Annotated in this window: 3 protein-coding genes and 1 pseudogene; 1 reads left to right on the forward strand and 3 read right to left on the reverse strand. The window is 67.5% G+C overall.

Annotated elements, in window-relative coordinates; genetic code table 11:
* Positions 1–648: 648 nt before the first annotated feature.
* Positions 649–1,797 carry a reverse transcriptase domain-containing protein gene (locus ACFHVL_RS30890; RefSeq protein ID WP_416632141.1) on the forward strand — a complete coding sequence of 383 codons (1,149 nt, stop codon included), beginning with the start codon at positions 649–651 and terminating at the stop codon, positions 1,795–1,797.
* A gap of 63 nt (positions 1,798–1,860) precedes the next feature.
* Here ACFHVL_RS30890 and ACFHVL_RS30895 read toward each other — a convergent pair whose 3' ends face one another.
* The 3 genes and pseudogenes from ACFHVL_RS30895 to ACFHVL_RS30905 form a co-directional block, all read right to left on the reverse strand.
* Positions 1,861–2,997 (reverse strand): IS3 family transposase, encoded by a 1,137-nt coding sequence (locus ACFHVL_RS30895; protein WP_416632143.1) that lies wholly within the window; start codon positions 2,995–2,997, stop codon positions 1,861–1,863.
* 9 nt (positions 2,998–3,006) lie between these two features.
* Positions 3,007–3,414 (reverse strand): transposase, encoded by a 408-nt coding sequence (locus tag ACFHVL_RS30900; RefSeq protein ID WP_416632142.1) that lies wholly within the window; start codon positions 3,412–3,414, stop codon positions 3,007–3,009.
* Between the two features lie 23 nt (positions 3,415–3,437).
* Positions 3,438–3,744 (reverse strand): annotated as a pseudogene (locus tag ACFHVL_RS30905) (hypothetical protein); the annotation flags it as partial.

Below are 3,744 nucleotides of genomic sequence, written 5' to 3' on the forward strand. Positions count from 1 at the left end.
GACGAACTGATCGCCCTGATCACCACCATCGGCGACGTCGCCGCCGCACCGGCCATGGCCCTGGCCCAGATTTACCATGACCGGTGGGAGAGCCTGTCCGGAATTCTGTGGTGCGCCGGGATAGACCGGCATGGAGGAGGAGATGGAAGAGCTCTACGCCGAAGGGGTAGCGACCCACGGCGGCCCCGAGTCATGCGCTGACTTCTGTGAGGGCGTTGGTGAAGCGTTGACAGGGGTACGTGCAGGCCAGGCTGTTGAGCCTCGAAATTTCGGGATCGGGGTGCCGACGCTGTCACAGAGGTGGAAGGCAACACTGCTGGGGGCGTTTTCGCGAGCCCTCGGTGGGCCCCGCGGGGTCAGAGAACCAGGGCATGTATGGAACCTCCATGTGCGAGAACCGGGAGGGCCCGTGTCCGCCCATCCAGTTGATCACTGGACGGGCCGTTCAGGGAACGCTGAGGCGGTACGCCTGAGATGAACGGGCATGGGCAGTCGGATCGTCCCGTAGTACCTGCGATCCTGCCGAACAAGGCCACGGAGGTGGCTGCGGAGGTGGGGGAGGAAAGGGGACGAGCCAAGGGGAACACGGCCGGCAAAACGCGTCCCGGACTCAGTGCCGGAACCGATGCGTCCAGTGCGCTGGGTCGTGTGCGTGAGGTAGCACGGCGGGATAAGGATGCGCGGTTCACCGCGCTGCTGCACCACGTCAGCCTCGGTCGACTCCGGAGGGCCTACTGGGCGATCCGCCCGGGGGCCGCGCCGGGGGTGGACGGGGTGACGTGGGCCGACTATGGGCAGGATCTGGAGGCCAACCTCCTGGACCTGCATGGGCGGGTGCAGTCGGGGCGTTACCGGGCCAAGCCGAGTAGGCGGGTCTACATTCCGAAGGCGGACGGGCGGCTTCGGCCGCTTGGGATTGCCTCGCTGGAGGACAAGATTGTCCAGCGGGCCGTCGTCGAGGTGCTGAACGCTGTCTACGAGGTGGACTTCCGGGGCTTCTCGTATGGGTTCCGGCCGGGACGTGGTCCGCATGATGCGTTGGACGCGCTCGCGGTGGGGATCGAACGGAAGCGGGTGAACTGGGTGCTCGATGCGGATATCCGCGACTTCTTCGGCCAGCTTGATCGGTCCTGGCTGCGGAGGTTCCTGGAGCACCGGATCGCGGATAGGCGGGTCCTGCGGCTGGTTGACAAGTGGCTGGCTGCAGGGGTCATCGAGGACGGGGAATGGTCGGCGACGGAGCAGGGATCGCCGCAGGGGGCATCGGCTTCGCCACTGCTCGCCAACGTGTACCTGCATCACGTCCTCGACGTGTGGGCCGACTGGTGGAGACGCCGCCACGCGCAGGGTGATGTGATCATTGTGCGGTGGGCGGACGACTTCATCGTCGGGTTCGAGCACGAGCGGGATGCGCGGCGGTTCCGGGACGAGCTGCGCGAGCGGTTCGCGCGGTTCGGGCTGGAACTGCATCCGGACAAGACCGGCTGGTCGAGTTCGGGCGGCACGCCGCCGAGCGTCGACGCAAGCGGGGGCTGGGTAAGCCGGAGACGTTCGACTTCCTGGGCTTCACGCACATTTGTGCGAAGTCCGGGTCAGGGCGGTTCTGGCTGCGTCGTATCACGGTCTCGAAACGGGTGCGGGCGAAGCTTCGAGAGGTCAACGACCAGATCAAGCGCCGTCGGCATCAGTCCATCCCGGAGCAGGGGCGGTGGGTGGCCAGTGTGGTGCGAGGCCACGCGGCCTACTACGCCGTGCCCGGCAACATCGATGCGGTATCGACCTTCCGGTACCAGGTGACCCGGCAGTGGTATGCGGCGTTGCGGCGGCGTAGCCAGCGCACGCGTAGCGGTAGTTGTCAAGTCAAGTTGAGACGGTTTGTTCCTGCTGGGTTGGCGGGTTGATCCAGGCCTGCTCGGGCAGCTTCGGGGCGCGTGGCCGGCGGGTGAACCGGTCCGGGTGAGCGGCGTGGGCGGCGTCGAGGGCGCGTTGGCGGTGCTCACGAACCTGCTCGGCGGTGCCGTAGTGCACCGACGCCGGGGTGTGCCAGCCGATCCCGGAATGCCGATGCTCATGATTGTAGGCGGTGAAGAACCCGTCGCAGAACGCTCTCGCGTCGGCGAGGGACCCGAACCTTGCCGGGAAGTCCGGCACATACTTCATCGTCTTGAACTGCGCCTCCGAGTACGGGTTGTCATTCGACGTCCGGGGTCGGGAATGCGACCGGAGGACACCGAGGTCGACGAGCATCTCCGACACCGGCTTCGACACCATCGCGCCGCCACGGTCGGCGTGGATCGTGTGCGGCTCGATCCCGTTACGGCCGATCGCGTCGGCCAGGAAGTCCCGGGCAACGACCGCGTCCTCAGCGGCCGCGACCAGCCAGCCCACGACGTAGCGGGAGTAGATGTCGATGATCACGTAGCACCGGTACCAGACACCCTTCACGGGTCCCTTCAACGCGGTGATGTCCCAGGACCACACCTGACCGGGTCCGGTCGCGACCAGCTCCGGCCGTACCCGGGGTGGATGGGTCGCCAGGCGGCGTCGTTCCCTCCTCTGCCCGGCCGCACGCGCGATCCGGTACATCGTGGACATGGAGCAGTGGTAGCGGCCCGCGTCGAGTTCCCGCGCCCACACCTGGGGGATCGCCAGATCGGCGTAGGCGGGCGAGTTCAGCACGGCCAGGACACGGTCACGTTCGGCGCCGCTGAGCGTCCATGGTGGCGGGGTCCGGGGCAGCCACGGCCCGTGTCGCGGTCCGACCGGCCGCGCCCGCCGGTAGTGGGTCGCCCGCGAGGTCCCGGTCAACGCGCACGCCCGCTGCACCGGGACGCCCGCGTCGCGCAGCTCACCGAACGCGGCGGTCAGGATCTCCTCGGCGGGTTGTCGTCGTCCGCGCTCCCGGAGAGTTCTTCCAAGAGCGCGTGTGCTGATCCGAAAATGGACGGTGAGTGGGCAGGCGGCAGCGTCCCGGCGGAGCCGGGACGGGTTCTTGATCTGGGTCGTTCAGGCGGCTGGGGCGAGGGTGACGGTGTAGCCGAGGGCTTCGAGTTGGCGGATGTGGTTGCGTTTGCGGCGTTCGGGGTTGACTCGGGTGTCGTAGAACCCGGAGCCGATGTCGTTGAAGTGGGTTGCCGGGTCGCGGAGCAGGTGCCAGACGATGGTCCGAATGGAGCGGCCGACAGCGACGATGGCGCGTCTGTTGCCGCGGCGTCGGGCGATGCGCCGATAGCGTTCGCCGAGGAACGTGTCGGTCTTGCCGGCGGCGACAGCCGCCTCGCCCAGGACTCTGGCCATGTAGGAGTTGCCGTGGCCGGTGGAGCCGGAGCCCTTGCTCTTGCCGGCCGATTCCTTGACTCCTGGAGCGAAGCGCGCCCACGATGCGAGATGGGCCGGGGTGGGGAACCTGCTCATGTCGACGCCGACCTCGGCGATGATCACATGAGCGGTGGCCGGACCAACGCCGGGGATTCGTCCAGACGACGCGCGATATCACCGAAGGGACCGATCTGTTGTTCGATACGTTGGTTCACCTCGGCGATGTCCGCGGTGATCGCGTCGATGCGGGCCAGCATCCTGGTGAGCAGGAACCCGTGATGCGCGCTGAACCGGCCGACGAACGCGTCCTCCAGCTGGGTGATCTTCGCGCGTAGCCGACTGCGGGCCATCTGCGCCAGGATCTTCGGGTCGCGCTGCCCGGCGATCAGCGCGGCCATCATCTCCCGTCCGGAGGTTCCGAAGATG

It is taken from the genome of Micromonospora sp. LOL_023 (assembly GCF_048060115.1).
Lineage (GTDB): Bacteria > Actinomycetota > Actinomycetes > Mycobacteriales > Micromonosporaceae > Micromonospora_E.

Bases quoted from the DNA above. Each gene is read 5' to 3' on its own strand.
- ACFHVL_RS30900 (WP_416632142.1), bottom strand. From the start codon at position 3,414: ATGAGCAGGTTCCCCACCCCGGCCCATCTCGCATCGTGGGCGCGCTTC.